Origin of the sequence: Bradyrhizobium sp. CCBAU 51745 (assembly GCF_028128715.1) — a bacterium.
Classification (GTDB): domain Bacteria; phylum Pseudomonadota; class Alphaproteobacteria; order Rhizobiales; family Xanthobacteraceae; genus Bradyrhizobium; species Bradyrhizobium manausense.
On record NZ_LBJP01000082.1, the window covers coordinates 109,053 to 133,489 of the forward strand.

At 63.4% G+C, this 24,437-nt stretch carries 26 protein-coding genes and 1 tRNA gene; 15 read left to right on the forward strand and 12 right to left on the reverse strand.

Annotation, left to right across the window (positions count from 1 at the left end; translation table 11 throughout):
* Positions 1–46 precede the first annotated feature (46 nt).
* Positions 47–2,734: a PAS domain S-box protein gene (locus XH98_RS23325; protein ID WP_271598903.1), complete on the forward strand. Its 2,688-nt coding sequence runs from the start codon at positions 47–49 to the stop codon at positions 2,732–2,734.
* 108 nt (positions 2,735–2,842) lie between these two features.
* On the opposite strand, the gene XH98_RS23330 is transcribed toward XH98_RS23325, so the two are convergent.
* Complete coding sequence (locus tag XH98_RS23330) at positions 2,843–3,196, reverse strand: GrlR family regulatory protein (protein WP_057751670.1); 354 nt, start codon at positions 3,194–3,196, stop codon at positions 2,843–2,845.
* 258 nt (positions 3,197–3,454) lie between these two features.
* Between XH98_RS23330 and XH98_RS23335 the strand changes: the two genes are divergently transcribed.
* Positions 3,455–3,943, forward strand: coding sequence for a hypothetical protein (locus XH98_RS23335; protein ID WP_271598902.1), 489 nt, complete (start codon positions 3,455–3,457; stop codon positions 3,941–3,943).
* Positions 3,944–3,971: 28 nt separating this feature from the next.
* Here the strand turns inward: XH98_RS23335 and XH98_RS23340 are convergent, their stop codons facing one another.
* On the reverse strand, positions 3,972–4,358 hold the full coding sequence (locus tag XH98_RS23340; protein ID WP_057751664.1) for a VOC family protein: 387 nt from the start codon (positions 4,356–4,358) through the stop codon (positions 3,972–3,974).
* A 150-nt stretch (positions 4,359–4,508) separates the two neighbouring features.
* Here XH98_RS23340 and XH98_RS23345 point away from each other — a divergent pair, with 150 nt between their 5' ends.
* The 3 genes from XH98_RS23345 to XH98_RS23355 all read left to right on the forward strand — a co-directional run bounded on the left by XH98_RS23345 (position 4,509) and on the right by XH98_RS23355 (position 5,953).
* Positions 4,509–5,066: a hypothetical protein gene (locus tag XH98_RS23345; RefSeq protein WP_057751661.1), complete on the forward strand. Its 558-nt coding sequence runs from the start codon at positions 4,509–4,511 to the stop codon at positions 5,064–5,066.
* Positions 5,067–5,221: 155 nt separating this feature from the next.
* Positions 5,222–5,725, forward strand: a complete 504-nt coding sequence (locus XH98_RS23350) for a hypothetical protein (RefSeq protein WP_271598901.1) — start codon at positions 5,222–5,224, stop codon at positions 5,723–5,725.
* 151 nt (positions 5,726–5,876) lie between these two features.
* A tRNA-Arg gene (locus tag XH98_RS23355) sits at positions 5,877–5,953 on the forward strand.
* Between the two features lie 156 nt (positions 5,954–6,109).
* Here the strand turns inward: XH98_RS23355 and XH98_RS23360 are convergent.
* On the reverse strand, positions 6,110–7,075 hold the full coding sequence (locus XH98_RS23360; RefSeq protein WP_271620089.1) for an AraC family transcriptional regulator: 966 nt from the start codon (positions 7,073–7,075) through the stop codon (positions 6,110–6,112).
* 33 nt (positions 7,076–7,108) lie between these two features.
* Between XH98_RS23360 and XH98_RS23365 the strand changes: the two genes are divergently transcribed.
* Complete coding sequence (locus tag XH98_RS23365) at positions 7,109–7,426, forward strand: hypothetical protein (RefSeq protein WP_271620095.1); 318 nt, start codon at positions 7,109–7,111, stop codon at positions 7,424–7,426.
* Between the two features lie 88 nt (positions 7,427–7,514).
* On the opposite strand, the gene XH98_RS23370 is transcribed toward XH98_RS23365, so the two are convergent.
* Positions 7,515–7,796: a hypothetical protein gene (locus tag XH98_RS23370; RefSeq protein ID WP_271598900.1), complete on the reverse strand. Its 282-nt coding sequence runs from the start codon at positions 7,794–7,796 to the stop codon at positions 7,515–7,517.
* 263 nt (positions 7,797–8,059) lie between these two features.
* Here XH98_RS23370 and XH98_RS23375 point away from each other — a divergent pair, with 263 nt between their 5' ends.
* Positions 8,060–8,521 (forward strand): baeRF12 domain-containing protein, encoded by a 462-nt coding sequence (locus XH98_RS23375; protein ID WP_057751655.1) that lies wholly within the window; start codon positions 8,060–8,062, stop codon positions 8,519–8,521.
* A 36-nt stretch (positions 8,522–8,557) separates the two neighbouring features.
* Here XH98_RS23375 and XH98_RS23380 read toward each other — a convergent pair whose 3' ends face one another.
* Positions 8,558–8,821 (reverse strand): hypothetical protein, encoded by a 264-nt coding sequence (locus tag XH98_RS23380; RefSeq protein WP_271598899.1) that lies wholly within the window; start codon positions 8,819–8,821, stop codon positions 8,558–8,560.
* A 308-nt stretch (positions 8,822–9,129) separates the two neighbouring features.
* Here XH98_RS23380 and XH98_RS23385 point away from each other — a divergent pair, with 308 nt between their 5' ends.
* From XH98_RS23385 to XH98_RS23395, 3 genes are all read left to right on the forward strand, one after another.
* Positions 9,130–9,576, forward strand: a complete 447-nt coding sequence (locus tag XH98_RS23385; RefSeq protein ID WP_057751653.1) for a hypothetical protein — start codon at positions 9,130–9,132, stop codon at positions 9,574–9,576.
* Positions 9,577–9,665: 89 nt separating this feature from the next.
* The gene (locus XH98_RS23390) at positions 9,666–10,544 is read left to right on the forward strand and encodes a DMT family transporter (protein WP_271598898.1); all 879 of its coding nucleotides are present in this window, start codon (positions 9,666–9,668) and stop codon (positions 10,542–10,544) included.
* 88 nt (positions 10,545–10,632) lie between these two features.
* Positions 10,633–11,376 carry a hypothetical protein gene (locus XH98_RS23395; RefSeq protein WP_271620057.1) on the forward strand — a complete coding sequence of 248 codons (744 nt, stop codon included), beginning with the start codon at positions 10,633–10,635 and terminating at the stop codon, positions 11,374–11,376.
* Between the two features lie 49 nt (positions 11,377–11,425).
* On the opposite strand, the gene XH98_RS23400 is transcribed toward XH98_RS23395, so the two are convergent.
* A complete protein-coding gene (locus tag XH98_RS23400) occupies positions 11,426–11,719 on the reverse strand; it encodes a histone (protein WP_271620058.1) in 294 nt (97 codons plus the stop codon).
* 68 nt (positions 11,720–11,787) lie between these two features.
* The gene (locus XH98_RS23405; protein WP_271620090.1) at positions 11,788–13,179 is read right to left on the reverse strand and encodes a cryptochrome/photolyase family protein; all 1,392 of its coding nucleotides are present in this window, start codon (positions 13,177–13,179) and stop codon (positions 11,788–11,790) included.
* 169 nt (positions 13,180–13,348) lie between these two features.
* On the opposite strand from XH98_RS23405, the gene XH98_RS23410 reads away from it, so the two are divergent.
* Both XH98_RS23410 and XH98_RS23415 read left to right on the forward strand, forming a co-directional pair.
* Positions 13,349–15,079: a methyl-accepting chemotaxis protein gene (locus XH98_RS23410; protein WP_271620059.1), complete on the forward strand. Its 1,731-nt coding sequence runs from the start codon at positions 13,349–13,351 to the stop codon at positions 15,077–15,079.
* A gap of 91 nt (positions 15,080–15,170) precedes the next feature.
* Positions 15,171–15,563 (forward strand): DUF2177 family protein, encoded by a 393-nt coding sequence (locus XH98_RS23415; protein WP_057751635.1) that lies wholly within the window; start codon positions 15,171–15,173, stop codon positions 15,561–15,563.
* Positions 15,564–15,674: 111 nt separating this feature from the next.
* Here XH98_RS23415 and XH98_RS23420 read toward each other — a convergent pair whose 3' ends face one another.
* Positions 15,675–16,334, reverse strand: a complete 660-nt coding sequence (locus XH98_RS23420; protein WP_057751633.1) for a peroxiredoxin — start codon at positions 16,332–16,334, stop codon at positions 15,675–15,677.
* Positions 16,335–16,727: 393 nt separating this feature from the next.
* Between XH98_RS23420 and XH98_RS23425 the strand changes: the two genes are divergently transcribed.
* A complete protein-coding gene (locus XH98_RS23425) occupies positions 16,728–17,312 on the forward strand; it encodes a hypothetical protein (protein WP_271620060.1) in 585 nt (194 codons plus the stop codon).
* A gap of 69 nt (positions 17,313–17,381) precedes the next feature.
* Here the strand turns inward: XH98_RS23425 and XH98_RS23430 are convergent, their stop codons facing one another.
* Positions 17,382–19,238 (reverse strand): alkaline phosphatase family protein, encoded by a 1,857-nt coding sequence (locus XH98_RS23430; RefSeq protein WP_271620061.1) that lies wholly within the window; start codon positions 19,236–19,238, stop codon positions 17,382–17,384.
* A 1,232-nt stretch (positions 19,239–20,470) separates the two neighbouring features.
* On the opposite strand from XH98_RS23430, the gene XH98_RS23435 reads away from it, so the two are divergent.
* Entirely contained in the window at positions 20,471–20,923 is a 453-nt protein-coding gene (locus tag XH98_RS23435; protein ID WP_271598873.1) for a hypothetical protein, read from the forward strand.
* Between the two features lie 25 nt (positions 20,924–20,948).
* On the opposite strand, the gene XH98_RS23440 is transcribed toward XH98_RS23435, so the two are convergent.
* Both XH98_RS23440 and XH98_RS23445 read right to left on the reverse strand, forming a co-directional pair.
* Positions 20,949–21,263: a hypothetical protein gene (locus XH98_RS23440; RefSeq protein WP_271598872.1), complete on the reverse strand. Its 315-nt coding sequence runs from the start codon at positions 21,261–21,263 to the stop codon at positions 20,949–20,951.
* A gap of 154 nt (positions 21,264–21,417) precedes the next feature.
* On the reverse strand, positions 21,418–22,260 hold the full coding sequence (locus XH98_RS23445) for a GNAT family N-acetyltransferase (RefSeq protein ID WP_271598871.1): 843 nt from the start codon (positions 22,258–22,260) through the stop codon (positions 21,418–21,420).
* A gap of 139 nt (positions 22,261–22,399) precedes the next feature.
* Between XH98_RS23445 and XH98_RS23450 the strand changes: the two genes are divergently transcribed.
* Positions 22,400–23,104, forward strand: a complete 705-nt coding sequence (locus XH98_RS23450) for an SDR family oxidoreductase (RefSeq protein ID WP_271620062.1) — start codon at positions 22,400–22,402, stop codon at positions 23,102–23,104.
* 9 nt (positions 23,105–23,113) lie between these two features.
* On the opposite strand, the gene XH98_RS23455 is transcribed toward XH98_RS23450, so the two are convergent.
* Entirely contained in the window at positions 23,114–24,298 is a 1,185-nt protein-coding gene (locus XH98_RS23455; protein WP_442868625.1) for a serine hydrolase, read from the reverse strand.
* Between the last annotated feature and the right edge of the window lie 139 nt (positions 24,299–24,437).

Consider the following 24,437-nt stretch of genomic DNA (forward strand, 5'->3'; position numbering starts at 1 on the left):
GCGATACAGCGTATATTAGGGGCGTATGGAGTCCGGTTCCGTCCCAATGTCCGCCGAAACGCCACCGAATCCGCCGCCGAAGCGATCATTTTCGCTATCGATCGGCCAGATGACGTATGGCAGCTTCATCCTGGTGCTGGCGGTGATCATCGTCACCTCGACTGCGAGCGTGATCGCGATCCGGCACATCGATGCCACCTTCGCCGAACTCCAGCGGCTGCAAAGCGTCGGCGATCTCGCCGAAGACATCGACCGCCGCATGAACGATTTGCGGCTCGCCGCGCGTGACTTCGTCACCGATCCCGGCGCCGGCATCCAGTTCAAGCAGGTCGGCGAGGCCGCCTCGACGCTGAGCGACATCCTCAAGAAGACCCGGATCGAGCTCGCGCCCGAGCAGCAGGACATGATCGACGGCGTCTCCGAGCGGCTCGCGACCTATCGCAGCGGGCTGGATCGGATATCGACCCTGATCGATCGCCGCGCGCAACTGCTTGCCGGGCTGCCCCCGCTGCGCGACCAGTTCGACGCGGCGGTCTCCGAAAGCGGGGACCGTGATCTCGCCGCGCGCCTGTCGGAAGCCCAGAGCCGGATCGCGCTTGGGCTGCTCGCGCGCAATCCCTCGGCGGCCGAACAGGCCGCCCAGGGCATGCGGACGATGAACATTGCCGATGGCAAATTGAAGACGGCGGTGAACAATTACGCCGATGCCATCATCGCTGTCGCCGTGCGCGAACGGCAGATCGCCGATATCGACCGCGAGGTGCTGGGCACCGAGGGCCGGCTGATCGGGCGGGTCACCGAATTGCTGCGCGACGTCAGCGACCGCCGTGGCCATGTGCTGTCGCGCGACTTTGCCCGGACGCTGGCGGAGGCCCGCTGGCAGAGCATCGTGCTAGGCAGTATGGGCGTCTTGATCGGCATCCTCGCCGCCGTCCTCGTGGTGGGGCGCACGGTGCGGCCGCTGGCGCAGATCGCGCGCTCCATCCGCGCGCTTGCGGCTGGCGTGAAGGATACGTCGATCCCGTCGGCCGATCTCAACAACGAGATTGGCGATATCGCACGCGCGGCCGAAGTGTTCCGCCGTGCGCTGGAGGAGGCCGATACGGCCCGCGAAGCGGCGGTGCGCGCGCTCACCGAGCAGCGGCTGGCCGAAGAGAGCTACCGAAAACTGTTCGAGGGCTCGGTCGACGGCATCTACGTGACGACGCCGGCAGGCGATCTTCTCAACGCCAATCCGGCGCTGGCGCGGATGATGGGCTATGACAGTCCGCAGCACCTGATCGACAGCATCAACGACATCGCCCACACCATCTATGTCCATCCCGAGGCGCGCGCGGAATATCAACGGTTGATGCATCGCGACGGCATGGTGCGCGAGTTCGAGTATCAGGTGCGGCAGCGCAGCGGCGACATCCTCTGGCTTTCCGACAGCGCAACCGGCGTGCGGGACGAGCAGGGCACGATCGTCCGCTACGAGGGCACGCTGCGCGACATCACCGACCAGAAGCGGGCGGAAGATGCCATCGCCGAAGGCCGGCGCCTGTTGCAGCAGGTCATCGACACCGTGCCCGCGGTCATCAACGTCAAGGACCGCAATCTCCGCTACGTGCTGATGAACCGCTACATGGCCGGCATCTTCGGCATCGAGCCCGGTGATGCGCTCGGCCGCACCACCGCGGACCTGATGTCGCGCTATGGCGCTGCCAAGACCGACGAGAACGACAAGCGAGTGCTGAGCCAGCGCAAGGGGCTCGGATTCTACGAGGAGGAATACAAGGACGCCTCCGGCAACATGCGGCAATGGCTGGTCAACAAGCTGCCGCTGCTCGATGCCGAGGGCGAGATCGAGCGGATCGTCACCGTGGCGCTCGACATCGGCGAACGCAAGCGCGGCGAGCAGGAGATGCGCAAGGCCAAGGACGCCGCCGAAACCGCCTTGCGCAATCTGCGCGAGACCCAGGCCTCGCTGATCGAGGCGGAGAAGCTCGCCGCCCTCGGACGCCTGGTCGCCGGCGTCGCGCACGAGGTCAACAATCCCGTCGGCATCAGCCTGACGGTCGCCTCTGCGCTCGAGCGCAAGACCGCCATGTTCAGCGCCGAGGTCGAGCGCGGCGAGCTTCGCCGCTCGACGCTCAACGACTATCTCAACACCAGTCGCGATGCGTCCTCGCAGCTCGTCTCCAATCTGAATCGTGCGGCCGAGCTGATCCAGTCATTCAAGCAGGTCGCGGCCGATCGCAATTATTCAGACCAGCGCACCTTCGACCTCGCCGACCTCACCGAGCAGGTGGTGATGAGCCTGCGCCCGGGCCTGCGCAAGCAGAACCTGACGCTCAACGTTGAGTGCCAGCCCAATCTGACCATGAACAGCTATCCCGGCCCGTACGGCCAGGTGCTGACCAATCTGTTCCTGAATTCGGTGGCGCACGCTTTCCCCGACGGACGTCCCGGGATCATCGACATCCAGGTGCGCGAGTCCGGCAAGGACAATGTGGAGGTCATCGTCTCCGACAATGGCTGTGGCATGAGCCTCGACGTGCGGCGCCGCGCCTTTGATCCGTTTTTCACCACGCGGCGCGACCAGGGCGGTACCGGTCTCGGATTGCACATCGTCTACAGCATCGTTACCAACCGGCTCGGCGGCCGGCTCGATCTCGATTCCGAGCCTGGCGGCGGCACGCGCATCCAGATGATCTTGCCGCGCGTCGCACCACTGGAGCAGGCCGCAGAATAGTACGCGCTAGAGCCTTTCCCGTTCCGATGGAATCGGAACGGGGCTCCAGATTCTTGTTTTGACGCGTTTTCTTGACGCGAACCGGTATCCACTTCGCTCGAAAACGCTTTAATCGACGTCGACGAGCTTGTGCAGGGTCGCGCCGAAAATCAGGCTGGCCTTGCCGACCAGCGCCGTTCCCGTCATCTCCGCACGAGTATCGGTGTAGGTCCCGCTGACGCCGATGCCAACAGGGGCAGGGCCACCGAACAGCGGATTGTCATCGCCGCGCGGCGTGGTGTGTCGTTGCACCAGCACCTCGCCCTTGAACGTGTGGTCGTCCTTCACCACGTAGCGGCCGGTGTAATAGAGGTAGGCATCGCCGCCAAGGATCTTGCCGTCGCGAAAAAGAATCACGCCGCTGCCTTTCCCGACTCGACCATCGAGCAGGCTCACGTGAATCGAATAGAGGCCGTTCTTCATAACGTCCCATCGGCCGGCCACCATCGCCCAATGGCGTCACCGGTGAAGCTTTATGCCAAAGCGCAACCCCTCGCGCAACGCGGCAATTTTGCCGGCGGTGTCCTGTGCCGGCATGCGACCCGTAGTCGTCCCGGCTTGTCTGTAATGCAGATATGACGGTCTGATCATGCAGCGAGGCCAGTCGTTGCGAATCAGAGTTGGCCCGCGAAATGCATAACCATTGTTGCACTGGCCGCGGGGTGCTGGAGCAAGACGAACGTGAGCAACTGGATCAATTCCGGCGGCGAAGAGCCGCGTCTGTACGGTGCGACTACCACGATTTGTGAAATACAACGACGGCGGATCGGCCGTTCCACACGATGGCGAAGCGCGGCAAGTGTGGCTTGCGCGCTGGCGCTGATTGCCCCGCTCGGGCACGCGCGCGACCGCGGCCAGTTCGTCAACACCAGTACCGAGCTGAAGGCCTGGTTCGACAGCTTACGCAGCGGCAAGGGACCATGCTGCTCCGATGCAGACGGCTCGGCGATATCGGATTCCGATTGGGAGAGCAAGGACGGGCACTATCGTGTGCGCATCCCGCGCCTCGGCTACGTCATCGAAGGCAAGCAGCAAGAGCTGGTCTGGGTTGATGTGCCCGAGGAGGCCGTGATCTCGGAGCCCAATCGGGTTGGACGAACCATGGTGTGGCCGATCTATGGCTATATGGGCGTCACCATTCGCTGCTTTATGCCCGGTAGCATGACCTAGCTGACCGGGCGGCGCCTCGCCCGCCGCGTCAGGTATATTTCTTGTCGCGCTCGAGCAGCTCGACGGAGATGCCTTCGGGACCACGGATGAAGCAGATGCGTACGCCGGGCCGAATCGTGGTCGGCTCGCGCGTGAACGTCACGCCCTTGGCCTTGATTTCGGCAGCGACGGCGTCGATGTCCTTCACGGTGAGACCGAAATGGTCGAGGCCCTGATGCGGATGTTGAGGCGGCGGGTTGACGGCGCTGTCACCCTCCAGCGGCGCGATGAAGATCCTTGCGCCGCCGAGATTGACGTCGATTCGCCCCGGTGCGCGCACGATCTCGCCGCCGAGGATATCGCGCAGCCAGGCCGCGGTCGCTTCCGGATCGGGACTGCGCAGATGGACGTGATCCCAGGTGACGGCGAAAGGCATTTCAATTCCTCCCGATAAGGCCTTCGATGTTGCAGCGCATGTTAGCGATCCCCATCGACGATCGCCACTATGGCTCCGCCCTGAGATTTGCCACAGCGGCGGGAACCTCAATTCGTCTCGCGGATTAAACGAGGAGCGAGCAACGCATCCATGAAATCAGGGCTTGGCCGGATCGGACTGGGACCTTTCGTCGGGAACGGCGAGGAGCGGCAACGGGTCCAGGCGGCCACCAGCATTTGGTTGAAACGAGGCCTATTGTGGCTGCTGGCCGTGAGCGTGGTCGGCGCTTCCGTCTGGCTGTTGATGCCTCCCTCCGAAGGCAATGTCGTCCAAACCGAACCCGTGAAATTGGCACTGGCAAGTGACGATTCTGCTTCGCCAATTTCAGCCTCAGATACCTCGGCTCTGGAAGCCGCCGGGCTCGACCGGATGAAGATCTCGTCGCAGACCTGGCGTCGCGGCGGGCTCGGCTCGAAGGCGCTGGTGACGTTCACCGTGCGAAATGGCAACGACTATGCCGTAAAGGATCTTGAGATCGTCTGTGCGTTCATGCGGCGCGACGGCAGCCACCTGACCGACCGCAGCCGCGTTCTGGCGGATACGGTCAGCATGAAGAGCCGCAAGACTTTTGCGCGCGTTCCCGTTGGATTCGTCAACGTGAACGCCGATCAGGCGAAGTGTTCGCTGGTGACGGCGCGGCGGGCCTGAGGGGCCATTCCGCTAGCGGAAAAGTTACCGTCCTTGCCCCTTGGCCAAAAATCTTGGCGTTGCCAATTGAACCTAAGGCTGGGAGCAGGAACCAATTAGAGGATCGCCGGTTGAGGCGATGGGCCCACGCGGGGATGCGGGGCGGAGCGCGGTCAATGCCCATCTTTCGGTATTTCATGTTTGTCGGTGGAGCGCTGCTCGCATTGTTGTTTGCGGCAGATTTTGTTTGGCCGATAGCGCCGATTGCCCAAACCGTCGGCGTTGCGAGTTACGACCAGCCGCTGATCCGGATCCGGTCCGATCGCCATTTGCCTGACCGGGTCGTGCTCGACACCAACCAACCTACCGTTGCCGCGCCGATGGTGAGGACGGCTTCCGCCGCGGCGCCACAGCCGACCGCGCAGGCAGACGTGTTGGCTGACATGTCAGCCAAGGCACGGGTGCGCGAGACATTCGCTCAGCTCACGCCAGCCGATGCGGCTGCGGCCAAGAAGGCTGACGCCAATCCGCAAGCTCAGGTTGCCCAGGCCCAGACGCCCCAGGCGCCGGCGCACCCGAGGCGCAAGGTCGTCCGGGCGCGTCCGATGCCGCAGCGTGGCCAGCCGATGATGCTGGTGGCGCAGCAGCCGCATTTCGGTCTGTTCAACACCACTTGGTGAGAGCGCTTTTGACCCGTCTCGAAACGAGGCGGGAGGGCTTTTTATTGTCCGGCCTCTCTGCTAATTCGAACCGAACCGAACGTCGTCGGTGTGCTGGCCTGCCAGCATACGACCGCGGCGCTTCGGCTGGTGGCCCAATACCTGGGGTCAGGCGCTCGTAGCTCAGCTGGATAGAGCATCGGATTTCGATTCCGAGGGTCGGAGGTTCGAATCCTTCCGAGCGCGCCAGGCCGGGCCGTCAGCTGCGGATAATTTCCGGAACAGGGACCGCGTCATCACAGGGAAGCCGCCTGCGTTCATGGATAGGCGTTGCGTCTGGAAGACCGTGAACAGGGCCTGGTATGCGGCGGCGCGCTTGATGATGACTGCGCCATCCGCTGCGCGTTAAAAGGCCTGGAGCCGGGTTTGCCGGGCCCGCGCCAGTGTGTCCGAGGGCGCTTCGTGGAAGGTCGCGCGATAGGCCGCGGCAAACTCGCCGAGGTGATGGAAGCCCTGGGCGCGCGCGCACGAGGCGATTGAGGTGCCCCCGCTTCTGAGGAGTTGTGTGCGGGTGGCCCAAAGCCGCTTGAGGCGGATGTATTGATGCAGGCTCATGCCGCGCACCTTGGCCACGGCGCCCCCGAGCGTGCGGACCGAGACGCCGAATTCATCGGCGAGATCGGCCGTATAGATCGGAGCGGTCGGATAGGCACTGATGTAGTCGTCGATCTGCTGCACGAGCCTGGCCGACCGTGCGCCCGCTCTTGGGGCGCAGCGATCCGACAGCGGGTTCATTCGAAACAGGTCGTCGAAGGCGAGCAGGAGGCCCTCCTGAAGATGGGCGGCGGCCTCCGTGGTCTCGAACATCTGTGGCTGGACCGACGCGGTCCACAGGATGTCCTGCACAAGCTGCCGCGCGTAGGTTTGTGCGGAGGGGTCGGCAATGCGGACCCACAAGGCATCGGCATGATCGAACCAGCCGCGGTCCTGAAGCGTGGGCGAGAACATGATCAACGCGTGATGATTGATCTGGGGCTCGACGAAATGGCAATGGTGGTTGCCGCGCAGGGCGATGAAGAAGCGCGAATCGATTTCCATTCCGCTCGAACTGGCGCGCAGATCATCGCTCATGGGCAGGATCACCATGCCGCCCGGCGCGCGGTAGGTGGTCTCGAGGATGCGCGCAAACGACCTTGCGACGATGATCCGGCATGCCGGCAGGTTCACGATTGCTCGCGCTGCCGCGAAATTGGCGACGTCGAGGGGAATGCTCCGGGAATCTTCCAAGGCTTCGGCCGGTCGAAACGAGTCCACATCGGTAAACCGGGTTACCTGGAGTGCGGAGGAGGGGGCGAGAGCGTCGAAGAACATGCGTCTGGCCGGATGCTGCAATGTGACAATAAAATGAACGTCGATATGTGGCCATCCATGGCGAAACATGGCGATTCAGTAAACCGGATATCCGGCCTTAGTATTGCGGACATCATGCCGCCATCGATGTCACCGTCAACGGTCGCGGCTCATCGGCTGACCGGTGGTAAGGTCGATGAAATGGAGCCTTGTACAGGCGGGGCAGTTAAAGGATTCAAAGCTCCGGCCCTCGTGCTCCTGCCGCCTTTCGAGATGGGTTTGCACATTCATGCCCGTCTGCGGGCATCGGAAAACAATCAAATCAGCCATCAGAACAGAATGACAGCAGGGCAAATTTTATCTTTGATCTAGATCAGTTTTGGAATTGCGCCAGGCTGATCGGCCGTGGCAGTCCCGCTATCTCGCAAAAGCGAAGGGGCCCAGAGGGCCCCTGCAAATCTCACCAGCGGCGATAGCCGTAATAGCCATAATAGCGAGGGCCATAATAACGCGGGCCGTAATAGCGCGGCGGCCCATAATATCCATATCCGGGCCCGTAACCGTAATAGACGTTCGGCCGCCACCAGCAGCGTCCCCAGGCGTTGCAGACCATGCGGACCTGCTCGACGTCAGAGACCTGCGCGGTCGCAGGCGCCGGCGCAACCGGCATGGCCGACGCCGTCGACGATGCCGCAAGAGCACCGAACAGGGACGCGGCGACGAGGCCGATCTTGAGATTCATGATGTATTCCTCCGTTTACGCAACGAAGGATATCGAAGTTGTTCTGATGAAATTGTGGCGGAGCCGAAATGTAATGCTGATGAACAAATCTTCCGCTCTTCCGTCGTAGGCCCGACCATCACTTGCCGGGCCAGCTCCTCGATCATCGCCACCCTTGTTGATCCTGCGCAATTCGTCAGTGCGCCTTCGTGCCTAATCTTGCAATGGTGGCCGTCCTTCGCCGAATTCGAAGAATAGGCGCACAGATGGTTTGGAGCAGTGCAATGAACAAGATGAGGATCGACAAGGGCGACTGGCTCGTCGTGTGCGACGGACGCAAGGCGCTCATCCTGGAAAATCTCGGTGACGAGATGTTTCCGAACCTTCACACCAGGGAGGTTCGCGAGCAGGACAATCCATCCACGGCCGCGCAAGGGACCGACGCGCCTGGCAGGTTCCATGCATCCGTCGGCGGTGCCCGCAGCTCGGCGGAGCAGACCGATTGGCACGACGAAGCCGAACGCACATTCCTGCGCAGTCTGGCTGAGCGGCTCGATACCGCGCTCAGCACCGGAGAGACCTCAGGCCTGACCATGGTGGCCTCACCGCGCGCGCTGGGCATGATCCGGACCGATTATTCGGACGCTGTGCGCAGGGCGCTTCGCGGAGAGGTCGGCAAGGACCTCGTCAAGTTGCCGGTCTATGAGATCGAGAAGCAGTTGCTGCTGTCGGGTGCGGTCGGATAGGGACTGCCCGCCGGGAGAGGACGCTCGCGGCGCCCCTCAGTAGCAGGGGTGCCGGCGGCGGTCCTGACCGACATAGCCAGCCGCGCTCTGGTAGCAGTGGTTGGTCGACGGGCCGTCATAGTAGGCGAAGGTGCCCGGGGTGATACCCGGGCCATAATTGTGCAGATAGCTGATCGGGTAGGGCAGCGGATTGGCGTGATAGCGATGGTACCGGTGGTGCACCCGCGCCTCCGCGTAGCCAGGGGCAAGGACTGCCGCCGACAGGGCAGCAACAGCGGCTACAAGGGCCAACTTGCTCATCTCGATTCTCCGGAACCCGCAAATAAGTCTGTCATCTATAGCCATTTCGGGCCGCCGGGGCACCCGTCTGAAGCCTCGAAATCGGGGCAAATCCGGCAGATTCCTCGACGGGTGTGACAGAATTGCCGGTCCCAGGGGCGAACGCTGCCCATTTTTGGCCTTTTCGGGATGCTTAACGAATTCCCCACACAAGTATGGCCAAAGAGAATCCGGTTAAAGATTTCTCGCGCCGGCTCCTTTGGGGTTTTGTCTGGGGTGCTCTTCGGGGCCGGTTCGTTTCCTTGCAAGGTTTTCGTCGTCAAGCTGCCATGCGCATCACGCTCCTCAGCCTGCTGTTGCTCTTCGTCGCTGCCGCTACTCCCGCGCGGGCCCAGCTGCATATCACCCGCGACCACGGCGGCTATGTCGAGGAGTACAAGGCCAAATACAAGCGCGTCCGCGACACCGGCGAGCGCGTGATCATCGATGGCATCTGCAATTCGGCCTGCACGCTGGTTCTCGGCATCGTGCCGCTGAACAAGATCTGCGTGACGCCCAAGGCGAGCCTCGGCTTCCACCAGGCCTACTACGACAAGGCCTTCACCTTCGGCATCAAGGTCACCAGTGCGGAAGGGACGTCCGACCTGATGTCCTACTATCCGGATACGGTGAAAGACTGGATCCGCCGCAATGGCGGGCTCACCACCGACATGAAGAAGATCAAGAACGGGGTCGAACTCTGGAAGATCATCGATCCCTGTCCGGAAGAATGGTGAGCGGCTGATCTGAGCCGCCGCGTCCATCGCAGCGCAGCATCAGAAATTCGCATTGCCGCACGACCGCTCGCTCGGGCAATGAGGGGGCAATGAATCATAACCAAGATCATCTCGCTGCCCGCACAGCGCCGGTGCTGTTCGTCCTGCTCTGGAGCACCGGCTTTATCGCCACCAAATACGTCGTCGACAACGCCGATCCCTTCACCTACCTCGCCATCCGCATGGCGGTGGTGGTCGGCCTGATGGCAATCATCGCAGGCATCGCCCGACCGAAATGGCCTGATCGCGCAGGGATAGCGCACAGCGCCGTCGCCGGCGTCCTCGTCCACGGCTTCTATCTCGGCGGCACCGCGATTGCGATCGCGCATTCGATTCCGGCGGGGCTCTCCGCGCTCATCCCGGGGCTGCAGCCGATCCTGACCTCGACGATCGCCAACCGCTGGCTGGGCGAGAAGGTGACCCCGGTGCAATGGGCGGGCCTCGTGCTCGGCCTCGGCGGCGTCGGGCTGATCCTGCACAACCGCCCGATGTCCGGCGAAGCCGGGCTGGGCTGGCTCGCCTCGGTGGTTTCGCTGATCAGCATCACGCTTGGCACGCTCTACCAGCGCCGCTATTGCAACCACATCGACTGGCGTGCCGGCAATCTCGTGCAGTACGTGGCGGTGACGATCTTCTTCACGCTCGGCGCCTTTCTGTTCGAAGATCGGGTCGTGCACTGGACACGGGAGTTCGTGCTCGCATTGGCCTGGCTTGCGGTCGCGCTCTCGATCGGATCGATCGGCCTGTTGTACTGGCTGATCCGCCACGCTGCGGCGACATCGGTCGCGAGCCTGTTCTACCTGGTGCCAGCCGTGACTTCGCTGATGGCCTATCTGCTATTCGGCGAGAAGCTCGACGCGCTGGCGATCGCCGGCATGGCGATGTGCGCGGCTGCGGTGTTCGTGGTCAACCGCCGCTTCGGCGCGTAGGCGGGCTTGCCGGAATACATCCCTGACGTGCAAGGTCGATCATGTTAGGCTGACCGTATTTCAGCGGCCCGCGCACACGGTGATTTCCATGAAGACGGCAAAACGCGCATTGCTCGGCAGGTCCCTGAAGCCGGTCAGGATTGCCTGCATCAACTATGCCCGGGAGTCGATTGGCGACGGCGATATGAGGCTGCTCACCGCGGCACTGCAAAAGTGTTACGACAAACATTTCCTGCCGGTGTGGGGCTATCCGGTCGACCTCTATGTCACGCGCAAGCCGAAGGCCACCGATTGGCAATTGGTTTATTTCGACGATGCCCTGCACGAGAATATGCTCGGACGCCACGAGCTCACCTATCGCGGCCAACCGATCTCGAAGATCTTCGTCAAGGCGCTGGATGGCGAGGCGGTCAGCGTGGCGGCCTCGCACGAACTGTTTGAGATGGTGCTCGATCCCATGGCCAATCTCTGGGCCGACCAAAATCGGAACACCCAATACGCCTATGAAGTCTGCGACGCCGTGGAGGAAGACACCTTCAAGGTCGACGGTTTGCCGATGTCGAACTTCGTTTATCCGTCCTGGTTCGAGCCGTTCAGGCATCCCCGCGGCACCAAGTTCGACCACAAGGGAACGCTGAAAGCGCCGTTCTCGATGGCCGAGGGCGGCTACGTTATCAAGAAGGTCAACGGACGGAAGGTGATCAGGGCGTTCGGCTCACCTGCGAAGCGGCGACGCTTCGCGAAAGAGGACCGGCGGGGCCATCGCAGCGAGTTTCGCGATCCGAAGGGCCAGCATCACCCGGGGCGGCGCGCCGCCAAGCGGCGAGGGTAGGAGGGGCCTCCGGACGCGCCCACACCCGGAGACCCACTTTGCGCTGTGATCAGCGCTTGGCCTTCTTGGCCTTCTTTTTCGACTTGGTGGCTTTCTTCCCAGATTTCTTGGCAGCCTTTTTCGCAGACTTCTTGGCTGCTTTCTTCGAAGACTTCTTTGCAGCCTTCTTTGCAGCCTTCTTGGCTTTCTTCTTCGAAGCCTTCTTGGGCGCGGCTTTCTTCGCGACCTTCTTGGCGGCCTTCTTCACCTTCTTGACGGCGCTGACGGCGGCGTCCTTGGTTGCTTCCACGGCGGTGGTCATCGTCTCCATCACCTGCGCGGTGATCGGCTTGTCGTCGTCCATATCGTGTCCCCCACGGTTTGCATGGAACGATGACGATAGCGGGTTTCACGATTGTGTCAAAGCAACGCTCAACCTTTGCGGATCTTTGCGTAGGCGGCGAGCGCTCGCTCGCGTGCCCTGGCATGATCGATGAGCGGTTGTGGATAGGTCTTTCCGAGCGTAACGCCTGCGCTCGCAAGCTCAATTGGTGTGGCCTGCCACGGCTGATGGATCAGCTTTGCCGGCATGTCCTTCAGCTCCGGCAGCCAGCGCCGGACATAGGCTCCCTCAGGATCGAACTTCTCACCTTGGAGCACCGGATTGAACACGCGGAAATAAGGTGCGGCATCGGCGCCGCAGCCGGCGACCCATTGCCAATTGGCCGGATTGCTGCCGGCGTCCGCGTCGACCAGCGTGTCCCAGAACCAGGCTTCGCCATCGCGCCAATCGATCAGCAGGTGCTTGACCAGGAACGATGCGACCACCATCCGGACCCGGTTGTGCATCACGCCGGTGTGCCAGAGCTCGCGCATGCCGGCATCGACGATGGGGTAGCCGGTGCGGCCGCGCTGCCAGGCGGCGAACGCCTTCTTGTCAGCCTTCCAGGGGAAATCGTCGAAGTTGGTTTGGAGGTTCTCGGTGGCGAGATTCGGATGGTCGTGGAGCAGGTGGCGGCAGAACTCGCGCCAACCCAGCTCACTCAGGAACTTGTCGATGCCTGAGCCAATCCGCGGATTCGCCGCCGCGGCAAAGCGCGCCGCGTGCCAGATTTGGCGCGGGCTAAGCTCGCCAAACCGCAAATGCGGTGACAGGCCTGAGGTGCTCTGGCGATCGGGGCGGTCGCGGTCGCCGGCATAAGTGTGCACGGTGTGCTTGAGGAAGTCGCGCAGACGCGTCCGGGCTGATGCCTCGCCCGGCGTCCAGCTCTCGCGCAGGCCACCAGCCCAGTCGGGCTTGCTTGGCTCGAGCTGCCAGCTCTCCAGTCTGTCGCTCGCGATCTTCGGAGCCGGACGCAGCTCCTTCGGTGCGGGCAGCGGCTTGGGTGGGGCGCCGAGCGACAGCACCCGCCGCCAGAATGGCGTGAACACGCGCAAGCCCCGGCCTTCCTTGTTGCGGATCGCCGACGGCTGGACCAGCAAGTCGCCGGGAAAACTTTGCGAGTCCACGCCGAGCCTCGCCAGCGCTGTTTCGAGCTGTTTCTCGACGAGCTGATGCGGGGCCTGAGCGATCTCATTCCAATGGACGGCGCCTGCGCCAGTCTCCCGCACCACTTCGGGGATCACCCAGGCCGCCGATCCCTTGCGCAGGACCAGCGATCCGCCGTGCGCTGCAATGTCGGCGCCGAGCGCGCGCAGCGATTGGGCCAGCCACCAGCGCGCCGCGCCGCCAAGGGCCCGTCCGGCCGCTTCGTCGAGCACATAAAGGCAAATCACGGGCGCGCCGGATCTGGCGGCGGCGTGCAGGGCGGGGTGATCGGACAGTCGAAGGTCGTCGCGGAGCCAGACGATGACAGGCGGGGGGCTTGGCGGGGGCAGGTGCGTCCTCGTTTACGCTTTGGAAAGTATGCCGCGGGAGGTGGTGTGAACCAGCGTTAATGGGGCCGTAAGCGGATTGCATGAATATGCAGGAATTCCGGGGGTAGTTCCATTCATGACCAACTCGTTAACGGTGAAGTTCTTGCCTCGGTTCAAGCTGGGGACCAAGGCCGTCCTGTGCGCGGTCCTGCTGATTGCGATGAATACCGCATTGGTGGTCGGCGCCGGCTACTGGTCTCTTACCTCCGCCTTCAACGATCGCGCGTTGCGCGACATCGAGGTCAGCCTGCGCACGCTGGCGCTGGCCTTCGCCGAGGTCGTTCCTGACGCCAGGATCACCATGCGCGATGGTGCGGTGGCGCGCGCCGAGATCGCCAAGATGCCCGAGTTCAAAGATCACGCCATCGTCGATCGTGCGGTGTCCTATGTCGGGGGCAATGCGACCCTGTTCGTGTTCGACGATGCGAGCGGGCAGTTCGTCCGCCGCTCGACCAACGTGAAAAAGGAGAACGGCGACCGTGCCGTTGGCACCCAGCTTGCCGCCGACCATCCGGCACAAGCAGGCCTGCGCCGTGGCGAGGCTTATAAGGGGCCGGCCACGCTGTTCGGCAAGTCCTTCATGACGGCTTATTTCCCGATTTCGGATGCGACTGGCAAAATCGTCGGCATTCTCTATGTCGGCATCCCCATGGCGCAGTACGAGACCATGCTGTCTCAGGCCATCGCGAGCATGGCAATTGCGGCCGGCATCGCCGCGCTGCTGGTCCTGGTGCTGACCATGCTGGTCGTCCGCCGCGTCACCCGGCCACTGAGCTCGGTCACCCGTTCGCTGACGGCTCTCGCCAATGGCAAGAGCGATGTCGCGCTCGATTGCGAGGACCGTGCCGACGAGATCGGCGAGATCGCGCGCACCGTTGCGGTGTTCAAGAGCAATTCGCTGGAGCGGGCGCGGATGCGCAGCGAACAGGCGGAAGCCGCGACGGCGGCAGCCGAGCAGCGCAAGGCCGACCTTCGCAACTTCGTTGCTGAATTCCGCAGCGGCGTCGGTGGCATGCTCGACAAGGTCCTGCGTTCCTCCGGCGAGTTCGAGCGCGTGGCGCGGCAATTGACCGACACCGCGCGCTCCACCGCTGATCTGTCGGCGAAATCGGCCGGCGCATCCGAGCAGGCCTCCGACCACGTCCGAGCGGCGGCATCGGCCTCCGACGAGCTCTCGCAGTCGATCTCCGAGATCACAAAAAGGGTACAGGAATCCAACGCGATCTCCGCCGAGGCGGTGCAGCAGGCCGAGGCCACCGATCAGCGCATCGCGCAGCTCTCGGAAGCAGGCGCGCGCATCGGCGACGTCGTCAAGCTCATCACCTCGATCGCCGAGCAGACCAATTTGCTGGCGCTGAACGCCACCATCGAGGCGGCGCGCGCGGGCGATGCGGGCCGTGGCTTTGCGGTGGTGGCCCAGGAGGTCAAGACGCTCGCGGGCCAGACCGCGAAGGCGACCGACGAGATCTCGACCCAGATCGCGAGCATGCAGCTTGCGACCGAGGAGTCGGTGACCGCCATCAAGGCGATCACCGAGACCATCGAGCGCATCAGCGGCATCGCGGGCTCGATCTCGGCTGCGGTCGAGCAGCAGCGCAGCGCCACGCACAATATCGCGGCCAGCGTTCGCGCGGCGGCCTCGGGCACCGCCGACGTGGCCGTCAATGTCCGTCAGGCCGCCGAAGGCGCGAGCGAGACGGGCGAAACCTCGAGCCGGATGTTTGCCTCCGCCCAGGCATTGTCGGGCGAGAGCCGGAGCCTGAAGGCCGAGGTCGACAGCTTCCTCGATCGCGTGCAAGCGGCTTGATGAGCGAGGCGGGCCGAAACCATCGGCCCGCTGTGACGTAGCTGACGGCAAGATGTGACTGCCTGCGCCTTGCGGGCAGGGGAGGCCGCCAGTGAACCGCATCGCCGTGCTTTATGTCGCAACCCTTGTCGTGCTGACCGGGCTGGATTTCCTGTTCCTTGGTCTGATCGCCAAGGGCTTTTTCACCGCGGAAGTTGGCGACATGCTGGGTGAGCTGAAGCCTTTGCCGGCGATCCTGTTCTACCTGCTCTATGTCGGCGGCGTTCTGATCTTTGTCAGCGGCTCTGCGGATGCGACCTGGCAATCGACGCTGCTCTATGGCGCGCTGTTCGGCCTGTTTTGTTATGCGACGTTCGATCTCACCGCGCTGGCACTGCTCAAGCATTGGAGCTGGCCGGTCGCGTTCGTCGACATCGGCTGGGGCGCGGTGGTGACCGCGGTCTCGTCGACCGCGGGTCTGTTGCTGACGGATCGTTTTACTTGATGGCGTCATTCCGGGACGGTCCGCAGGACCGAGCTCAGGTGCGCGCTTGCGCACCGGAGAATCTCGAGATCCCGGGTTCGATGCTTCGCATCGCCCCGGGATGACGATTGGTTATTTCGGCTGCGGCACGATGCGGATGTAGGGCTTCGGTTCCTTCCAGCCCTGCGGATAGATCGTCTTGGCCTCGTCGTTGGAGACCGAGCCCGCGATGATGACGTCCTCGCCCTGCGACCAGTCGGCCGGCGTTGCGACGCGATGCTTGGCGGTGAGCTGGAGCGAGTCGATCACGCGCAGGATCTCCTGGAAATTCCGGCCGGTGGTCATCGGATAGACCAGCACCAGCTTGATCTTCTTGTCCGGCCCGATGATGAAGACGTTGCGGACGGTCTGGTTGTCGGCGGGCGTGCGGGTGAGGGGATCGCCCGAGGTCGAGGCCGGCAGCATCTCGTAGAGCTTCGAGACGTTGAAGTCGGTGTCGCCGATCAACGGATAGTTCGGCGCGGCGCCCTGGGTCTCCTTGATGTCTTCGGCCCATTTGGCATGGCGGTCGATCGGGTCGACCGAGAGGCCGATCAGCTTAACGCCGCGCTTGTCGAATTCCGGCTTCAGCTTGGCGAGTGCGCCGAGCTCGGTCGTGCAAACCGGCGTGAAGTCCTTGGGGTGAGAAAACAGCAGGGCCCAGCTATTACCGATCCAATCGTGGAACTTGATCTTCCCTTCAGTGGTCTCGGCTTCGAAGTCGGGGGCGGTGGTGCCGATCGGAAGTGTCATGGTTTGACCTCATCGCATTGAAATTGCTTGGAAATTACCGTCTGACCGTCAGGCCCAGTATAGGGACTTGTCGGCGCCAAGTGAACGCCAACTGAACGGCTTGAAGTAAAATGTGAATTCTTGCTCTGAAGGGCTGATTTCTCAGCACAATTTTGTTACGGCCGCACCTGCGGCGAAACATCTCCACCGGGGCTTCACGGTCTCGCTTGCCCCGATAATGCCTTTTATAACCCGCATCACGCCCGCCCGACGCTCTTACGGAACCGGAACGGTCCTCGCAGCGACTAATCGGCAACCATTGAGAAAAGTCGCGACCCCCGTATCCAATCATTAACCACCCCTTTACGCCCGCATGAAAATGCTGGTCGATCAGAAGAAATCTGGAAGTGAACTATGTCTGCCGCACTACCCAAGTCCCTTGAAGAGTCCGTTGAGTCGCCGTCGCTCGAACCGTCCTGCCGCGATACTGCGGCCCATGCCCTCACCATTGTGCGCGACGGCGTGATCACGGGGGAAGGTCCGACCACCAAGGGCCGGGTGCACTTTTCCCGCTCCATCGATGCCGATGACACCGCCTGGTGCGCGCGCATCCTGACCGCCGCCGCGGTCAACGACCAGCCGGTCAGCCGCGCCGAAGCCGAGGCGCTGTTCGAGATCAACGAGGCCGCGACCGAACGTGCCGACGGGGGCCGCTTCGACGATTTGCTGGCCAAGGCCGTCGCCCATTATGCCGCGAGCGCTTCGGGCTTGAAAGTGCCGCCGCGCAGCGTCGCGCTGGCTCAGGACACCGACATCGAGAGCTGGGCACCGTCCTATGCCTCCAAGGTCAAGAGCGAGATGTTGGAGTGGATCGCCGGTCAGATGCGCGGCAAGCGCCAGAACAACCGTCGCCTGATGGCGATGGTGGCGACGTTCCTGGGTGCCACCGCGCTGCCTCTGGCGGGCCAACTGCCAAGCGTCTTCGACATTGGAATGTAAAAGAATCTGGGCCTGTAAGAACCGAGATAGTCCCGCGCCCCTTGCGAGGCGCGAGAGCAAGCGGCGGGGTTATTTCCCCGCCGTTTTTTGTTTGCCGCTCGCCGGCTCGAGGCCCAGCGTGCGGCCGGGGAATCCGGCGGCGTCGAAATAACGCTGGCTGCCGACGCGCTGGACGTTGAGCACGGTCTCCAGACCGTTCTCGGACTTCTTCTTCGACCGCTCGACTGACTTGAACGCCTTCGGCACGACGCCGTTGGGCAGCGCCTCCGACATCACCCGGCCGACCAGGCCGCCATTCTGCGAACCGCGCAGGCCGAGCAGCTGCGCCGCCGTCATGCCGACGTCGGCATTGCTGACCGGCAGCTCGTCGACATAGCCGGCTTTGAAGTCCGGACCGATCGCAGCCATGAAGTTGTAGGTGTCGCCGCGGCTGAAGCTGCCGTGCATGCCCTGGCCCTGGCGCAGCACGGTGTCGGCCACCTGCACCGAGCAATTGGTCGGCGCCTCGCCGCATTCGCTGGCATAGGAGCGGAAGTTGACCACGATCGCCGGCGTCGGCGTCGCCGCCTTGCCGCGCAGATTGATGCTCGACAGCGGCAGGGTGCCGGGGAAGCGGCCGAGGGCGTCGTCGACGAACAGGCCGGAGACGTAGTCCTGCTCCAGCAGGGCGTTGATGGTCCTGGCCGCCAGCTTCTTGTCCTTGTTCGGCAGATAGATCAGGTCCGAGCCGCCATTGGTGGCAACGACGAGGTCGGGCTTGGTCGGGTCCTTGCCGAGCACGCCGTTGCCGGCCTTCGGATGAGCGTTGCCGGTGACGGCGGCGTTCTTGTCGTTGGGGTCGAATAGCGGCAGGTCGAGCGCCTTGGCCAGGTCGAGGGCGACGAAGCCCATCGGCAGGAAGTCCTTCGGTGTGTCGTCATAGCCGACCTTGGCCGAGGGGCTGGTCTTGCTCTCCTTGGAGATGGTCGAGAAGCCGTGGTCAGCCTGGATCATGATGTTGGTGCTCGCGGCAAGGCCGAGCTCGTCCAGCGCCTTGCGGATCTGGGCGAGGTTGTTGTCGACGTTCTTGATGCTCGCCATCGTGCTCGGTCCGTTGATGCCGGGCAGGATCTGGTTGAGGCTGTCGCCCTGATTGTGCTGGGTGCCGTCAGGGTCGCGCGACCAGAACACCAGCACGAACGGCTTGTTGCGTGCCTTGAACATCGGCAGCACCACCTTGGTGGCGACGTCGGCGAAATAGGCCTGCTGCGCGACGTTGGCGACCGTGGTGCCAGGCGTCTTGGCGTCGCCCGCCTTTGCGTTGTCGCCGCGCGACGGCGCAGCGAGGGGAAGGCTGGCCTTGGTCAGCGCCTCCTTGACCTCGTCCGACAGCGCCACGCCGTTCTTGCCGCCGGTGGCGTCATCGAACACGACCGAATGCAGGCCGGGCTTTTCGGGCTTGTCGGTGTGGTCGAACTGGTAGGTCGGACCATGCTTGCCCAGCGCGGCGGTGCTGTAGCCCTTGTCGCGGGCGATCTTCAGAATCGTCTCTTCGTTGAGATAGTCGCCCTTGAAATGCTCGTCGATGTCGCCGAGCACGGCGTCGTTCTCGATGAAGGGCACGACCGTGTCGCCGGCTGGCACCGAGGTGTAGTTGGTCCAGATCGTGTTGGAGAACACGCCGGTGTCGCCGAGATAGTGGCCGGTCGACATCGCCGAGCCGTTGGCCATGGTGAAGGTCGGGAACAGCGAATGCGAGTTCTTGAAGTTGACGCCCTTGTCGCGGACCTCGGCCATGGCCGGCGCGGTCTCGGGGGTGATCTTCAGGGCGCGCAGCCCGTCAGGAATGAACAGGATCAGGTTGCGGGGCGTGTTGTTCTCAGCGGAGGCAAAACCGCTGGACAGCAGTGTCAGCCCGGCCGACAGCAGCAGCAGTGAACGTCGCATCAAAATCTCCTAGCGGTGAGGCGGCTCGGCCGCCGATCCGCGGCCCCCGGCAATCGTTTAGTTTTGCTGTATGACGATTATGTTACAAGAGCGAGCGGGCATGCAGAAGTGATGGGGAGGGGGCAGGCATGCTGTGGCGTGGGCCCCGGCTCTGCAGCGCACCGCACCGGACGATGCTCCGCATCGCCGGGTACGCTGCGCTGCGTCCGGGGCACGAGTTTGCGTTTTGGGCGCACCTGCATCAACACCGTCATTGCGAGCGCAGCGAAGCAATTCAGAGTCTTTCCGCGGATACATCTCTGGATTGCTTCGCTGCGCTGGCAATGACGGAGTGTGTGGTGGCGGCGTCGCTCTTCAATCCGCATCTTCATCGCAGACACACTTTCGCATCCTCGCGGCTCATCTTGCCCGAGCTTTGTTTCATCGCCTTAACCCTCAATGAAAGAGGGTGCAGGGAAGGCCGGGTGCCCGACTGGCACCCGCGGTCCACTGTGCGATAGGTTGCGCTACAAGAGGCTGCACAGCGGCATACAGGTGAAGCCGAAACATCCGGCCTTCCCTGCGCAGTGGTTTGACGGCTTATGTCGTGATCTCCCCGGGGAGCGATGCACTATTGCCCCCGTCGTCTCGCAGATGACTGATGCAAGGACCCGGTCGGGTCACACGCATCACCACGAGCCTTGGCGCACAGGCTCCGGGCGCCAGGACCACACGATTTTGCCGTACGCGGACCACACCGGTCGTTTGCGCGATGTCTTCGCTCACGGTTGCCCGCCCTGCAAAGCCTGATCGCGCCGATGTGGCCCACGCCCACCGCCGTCCGGCCCGCGTCGTGACGATCGCGATACGCCCCTCTTCCATGGGCCGGGTTGCCTCGACATATACGCCATTTCCGAATTTCGGTAAAGTTGAATATTTTTAGGCGAGCGGATTGACCGGCATTTTGGGTGTTTTGCCCGACAGCCAACGCAAGATCTTGTCGCCCCTTCGTAGGGTGGATTAGCCGAAGGCGTAATCCACCACTGTCCTCTTCGCGGTGACAAACGCGGTGGATTACGCCGTCGACTGGGCTTCGCGCAGCCGTCGTCTAATCCACCCTACGAGACCACCGGGGTCCCATTAATCGCGTGCCTTAACCAATAATTAATTATAGGTTTGCGGGCAGGTGATGGACCGGCCTAGCGTTGCGATGGGGAGCAGTCTCGCGAAGCCAAACGAGTGTGGTGCGTATCATGATGTCCAGATCATATGGGGCCTTGTTCGCCTCGTTCAGCGCAGCCGCGCTGCTTCTCAGCTCCAGCGAAAGCTTTGCACGACCGGGCGGCGCCGCGCCGCACGGCATGGTGACCGCCGCGCCGGCAGTGCGCCCGCCGATCGCGCCGGGCGCGCGGTTCCATGGCCACGGCCATCGCTTCAACAATCCCTGGGTTTACTGGCCCGGTGGCGGCGCTTTCTACAGCGACGGAGCCGGCTACAGCGAGCCGTTCGCTTACGCCGACCAGCCCGCCACCAACGATGTTCGCTATACCTACACCTACGACGTTCCCTGGGACTGGGCGCATCGCTTCCCGCCGAACGTCGTGCCGTCCGACCGGCCCTATGTGTCGAGCTGCCCAACGGAGCAGGTGACGGTGCCGGGCCGCGGTGGTGCCGAGCACACGGTCAACATCACGCGCTGCTACTGAGCAGCGCGCCGCATTTCACGGCTTGCTACAAAATGCCTACGGCGGCCGCCTGGTCGCGCTCGGACTGTTTTCGCCTGACATTGGCGAGCTCACGGCTGCAGACGACAAACGCGTTCGTTCCCGGGCGCAGCCCGAACTGACCGCAGATATCCCGATCCTCATCGGCAATGACGCGCGCGAGCTCGGCCTGCGCGGCTTCCCGGATCGTCGGCACAGAGACGAGCGTGTGAAGTCCGAGGGCCGCCACAACGGCAAGCACCAACGCGGCCGCGATGCCGAGGCGCTCCGTGTCATCGCCCGTATGCTGGGAAGAGGGGATCTTGGTTCTGGCTTCGCTCATGAAATCCTCTCGATGAAATAGCGCTGGTCAAGAAATGTCGTTCGAGCCGTGCGGCAAAATTGGCGGATGCAACACGCATACACGCTGCGCCACAGCGGCGACGTGAACCAGATTACAAATTCCAGGACGGCACGTGCCTAAATCAAGATCGGGACTAGCCCAGTTCAAAGCTGGTTACGCCGAACACGCGGTCAAGCCGCAGTGACGGGATCGGTCCAGTGTACATTCGCGCCGTTTCGAATGTCGGCTTCAGCCCAAGGCATTCCGCAAGCGCAACAGCATCGCGGTTCATCGCGGGGATGTCGAGCACAAATTCGTTGCAGCCGGGGCTCGCCAGCAAGGCCTGCGCAACCGCTTCCGCCGCGGCACGGTCATCGGCTACCAGCGGGCCGATCTTGTGGCCGGTCCGGCAGGGGCGGATCACGCCCCACGCGGCAAGCTTGCCGTCGCGCAGCAGTGCGCGGCCGACGTGTCCTGGCGTATCGATCCAGGCGCGCAAGAACGCCGCGCGCGGGGCAGGGAAGACGGTGGCGTCGTCAGCTTGTACAAGCGCAAATGGGATCGTATCGAGCGCAACAATCTCGGCGGGTGGCTTTGGCGGCGATGCAACGATGCCGCCATAGCGCATATTGGCGTAAGCGAACTGGAAGCCTGACTTCTTGTAGTTGTCCTGCTGCGCCACGACGCCGTCGAGCCCGATGACCCGCGCGCCCGCATGCGCGATCGCGGCGTTCCAGATACGTAGGCCGTAGCCTCTGCCACGAAAGCCTGCGCGCACGATGTAGAAGCCGAGGAAGGCGAAGCGTTCGTCATAAGTGACGCAGGACACGGTCGCGACCGGCTCGCCGTCGATCTCGCCGACGAAGAAGCCTTTTGCGTCTGATATCGCGAAGCAGGCGGCGTCTCGCAGGCCGGGATTCCACCCTTCCGCCGCGGCCCAGTCGATGGCGATGGAGATCTCCTCAGGGCGCAGATTGCGGATCTGCAAATCACTCATGTCGTGGTGCCTCGTGACGATGGGCTTATTAGCAAGTCTGGCTTGCGGGCCAGTCTGGCTGTAGAAGGCCAGACGATAGGCTGAGCCATAGCAGCCTGAATTTGGGTTCGCCTCTACATTATCACAGGGATGATCAGTCATGGGAGCAGAGAAGGTCGCGCTCGTCACCGCAGGCGGCAGCGGCATGGGAGCAGGAGCCGCGCAGCGGCTTGCCGCCGACGGTTTTCACGTCGCGATCCTGTCGTCCTCCGGCAAGGGCGAGGCACTCGCAGCCGAGCTCGGCGGGCTTGGTGTGACCGGCTCGAATAAGTCGAATGACGATCTGAAGCGGCTCGTCGATGGGGCGCTGGCGAAGTGGGGACGCATCGACGTGCTGGTCAACAGCGCCGGCCACGGCCCGCGCGCCGCCATCACGGAGATCACCGACGAGCAGTGGCACATCGGTCTCGACACCTATCTGCTCAACGTGATCCGTCCTGTCAGGCTGGTGACGCCGGTGATGCAGGCGCAGAAGGGCGGCGCCATCATCAATATCTCGACCGCCTGGGCGTTCGAGCCGAGCGCGATGTTTCCGACCTCGGCCGTGTTCCGCGCGGGTCTTGCCGCTTTCACGAAGATCTTCACCGACACCCATGCGGCTGACAATATCCGCATGAACAACGTGCTGCCGGGCTGGATCGACAGCCTGCCGCAGACGGATTCGCGTCGCGACAGCGTGCCGCTGAAGCGTTACGGCAAGGTCGAGGAGATCGCGGCGACCGTCTCGTTCCTGGCGTCAGAGGGCGCGGCCTACATCACCGGCCAGAACATCCGTGTCGACGGCGGGCTGACCCGCTCGGTCTGAGGCAGGAGCTCAGGCGTGCGCCACCAGTCTCGCCAGCGCAGGCAGGATCTTGTAGCGGGCGATCTCGTGCGGATAGTCGCCGCGATTGGCGAGCAGCACGATGCCGATCCGGTGCGCCGGCACGAGGCCGATATAGCCCGATGCGTTGTTGAGGCCGCCCGGCTTGTCGACGATGGTGACGCCGGGCAGGTGGACGGTCTCCCAGGCCATGGCCTGGCCGAAGGTCGCCTGCTCGTATCTCTGGTCGACGTGGAAGGCTTCGCGCTGTGTCATGCGCAAAGCCTCCCGCAGACGCGGGTCGATGCTGCGGCCGTCGACACAGGCCGCGACGAATGTCGCGAGATCGCGCGCGGACGAGAACATCTGGCCCGTGCCGGGGAAGTCGAAATAACTCTGCTGGCCTCCGATCGGGCCGATCGCGCTGCCCTGGTCGGAATAGCCCTGCACGACGCGCCGCATTATGGCCTCATCCATGACCGCGCAGTTGTCCGGTCCTCGTTCGGGAACGGATGTTGCGCGCATGCCGAGCGGCTTGAGCACGCGGCTTTCGATCAGTCCGGCGATCGGCGTGCGATAGCAGCGCTCGAGCACGAGCTGAAGCAGGACGTAGCCGGCGTGGCTGTAGATGCGCTGCTTGCCCGGCGCGACGCCCGCGGGCGGCGCGAAGGCGTTGAGCATCGCGATGAACTGCTCCTGCGAATAGGACTCGTTGGGCCAGGGCGGGTGATCGGTCGGCAGCAGCAGTCCTGACGTGTGCGTGGCGAGCTCGCCGACTGTGACGTTGCGGATATAGTCACCGCTGAGTTCCGGCAGATATTTCGGCACGGGATCGTCGAGCCTGAGCTCGCCGCGCAGCGTGCCTGCTGCCACCAGCGCGGCCTCGAACGGCTTTCGCAACGAGGCGAGGTTGAACTGCGTGTCCGGCGTCACGGGCCGCCTGGTGGCGGCGTCGGCAAGGCCGTAGCTGAAGAATTCGACATGGCGGCCGGCATAGAGCGCGGCGGTGAGGCCGCCCGGGTGATCCGGCGTCGCGGTGGGCGCGAGCTCGGCAGCGACGATGTCGCGGATCTGGGCGATCATGTCGGAATCCGCCAAGGCACGGCGCGGCCTCGCCAGCGCGACCGCCAGGGGAACCAGCGCGGCGCGGGCGAGAGATCGCCGGGTGATGTAAGGGGAGATGGCAGCAGGCGGCACGTGCTCGGTCTGATCATGCGGTGCGCCCCCGAATGTTGTTCTAGCGGGGAGGGCTGCGCATCCCAATTCACGATTGCGCGTGCAGGTTCCGCTTCGGGCTACAACAAATACTTAGCTTCTGAGCTAACAATCATTGACG